This window comes from Hydrogenophaga sp. (genome assembly GCF_028698005.1).
In the GTDB taxonomy this organism is placed as follows: domain Bacteria; phylum Pseudomonadota; class Gammaproteobacteria; order Burkholderiales; family Burkholderiaceae_C; genus Hydrogenophaga.
Window position 1 is genome coordinate 1 of record NZ_JAQVEJ010000148.1, and the last position, 1,640, is coordinate 1,640.

General features: G+C 65.4%; 2 protein-coding genes. Both read left to right on the forward strand.

The features are described from left to right. Positions 1 to 418 (forward strand): ABC transporter permease (locus tag PHQ87_RS12885; RefSeq protein ID WP_300234976.1); only part of this gene is annotated, 418 nt, incomplete at its 5' end. 55 nt (positions 419 to 473) lie between these two features. After that, a complete protein-coding gene (locus PHQ87_RS12890) occupies positions 474 to 1,619 on the forward strand; it encodes a BMP family ABC transporter substrate-binding protein (RefSeq protein WP_300234979.1) in 1,146 nt (381 codons plus the stop codon). Positions 1,620 to 1,640 lie beyond the last annotated feature (21 nt).

Sequence of the window (1,640 nt, forward strand, 5' to 3'; positions counted from 1 at the left end):
CGTGGGCGAAAGCCCCGAATCGGCGCACGCCCTGGGCTACCCGGTGCGGCGCATCCGGCTGCTGGCCGTGGTGGCCGGTGGGGCGCTGTGCGGCCTGGCGGGGGCCTACGTGTCCACGATATATACCCCGCTGTGGGTCGAGGGCATGATCGCCGGCAAGGGCTGGATCGCCCTGGCGCTGACCACCTTTGCCACCTGGCGTCCGGCACGGGTATTGCTTGGTGCTTACCTGTTCGGTGGCCTGACCATGTTGCAGTTCCATTTGCAGGGCATGGGTGTGCAGGTGCCGAGCCAGATCCTGACCATGATGCCTTACCTGGCCACCGTGGTGGTGCTGGTGCTGATCTCGCGCAACCCGACCTGGATTCGCATCAACATGCCCGCGTCCATGGGCAAACCGTTCTACCCGGGTGCGTGACCGTTCATAATCATTTTTTCCATTCTTTACTCCCTCAACCCACCAAGAGGTTTCCATGACCGACCTGAACAAGCGTTCCCTCATCAAGCTGGCGGCCCTGACGGCCGTGGCCAGCGCGGCCCTGATAGGCTGTGGCAAGAAAGAAGAGCCGGCACCTGCGCCGGAGGCGGCGCCCGTGGCCGAGGCCCCCAAGGCCGAGCCGCTGAAGGTGGCGTTCGCCTATGTCGGCCCGGTGGGTGACGGCGGCTGGACCTTCGCCCATGACAACGCCCGCAAGGCCGTCGAGGCCGAGTTCGGCGACCGGGTCGTCACCACCTTTGTCGAGAACGTGCCCGAAAGCGCCGACGCCGAGCGTGTCCTGCGCGACCTGGCCGGTCAGGGCAACAAGCTGGTGTTCGGCACCACCTTCGGCTACATGGAGCCCATGCTCAAGGTGGCGGCCGACTTCAAGGACGTGAAGTTCGAACACGCGACCGGCTACAAGCAGGCCGAGAACCTGCGCACCTACGACAGCCGCACCTACGAAGGCGCCTACCTGGCGGGCGTGATCGCCGGTGCGATGACCCAGTCCAACACGCTGGGCGTGGTGGCTTCGGTGCCGATTCCCGAGGTGATCCGCAACATCAACAGCTTCACGCTGGGCGCGCAGTCGATGAACCCGAAGATCAAGACCAAGGTGGTCTGGGTCAATGCCTGGTTCGATCCACCCAAGGAAACCGAGGCGGCCACCTCGCTGCTCAACGGCGGCGCCGACATCCTGATGCAGAACACCGATTCGTCGGCCGTGCTGCAGACGGCCGAAAAAATGGGCAAGCGCGGCTTTGGCTGGGACTCCGACATGACCGCCTATGGCCCCAAGGCCCACCTGGGTTCGGCCGTCATCAACTGGGCGCCGTACTACAAGAAGGCCGTGGCCGAGGCGCTGGACGGCTCCTGGCAGGGCAACACCGGCTCGTGGTGGGGTCACAAGGAAGGCGCGATCGACCTGGTGTCGATCGCCGAGGACGTGCCCGCCGAGGTCAAGGCCCGGATCGACGAGATCAAGGCCGGTCTGAAGGATGGCTCCTTCGCCATCTGGAAGGGCCCGATCGCCGATCAGGACGGCAAGGAAGTGCTGGCCGACGGCCAGGTGGCCGACGACGCCTTCCTGGGCGGCATCAAGTTCTACGTCAAGGGCGTGGAAGGCAAGCTGCCGAACTGAGGGACTCCCCCCTGCGCCGCT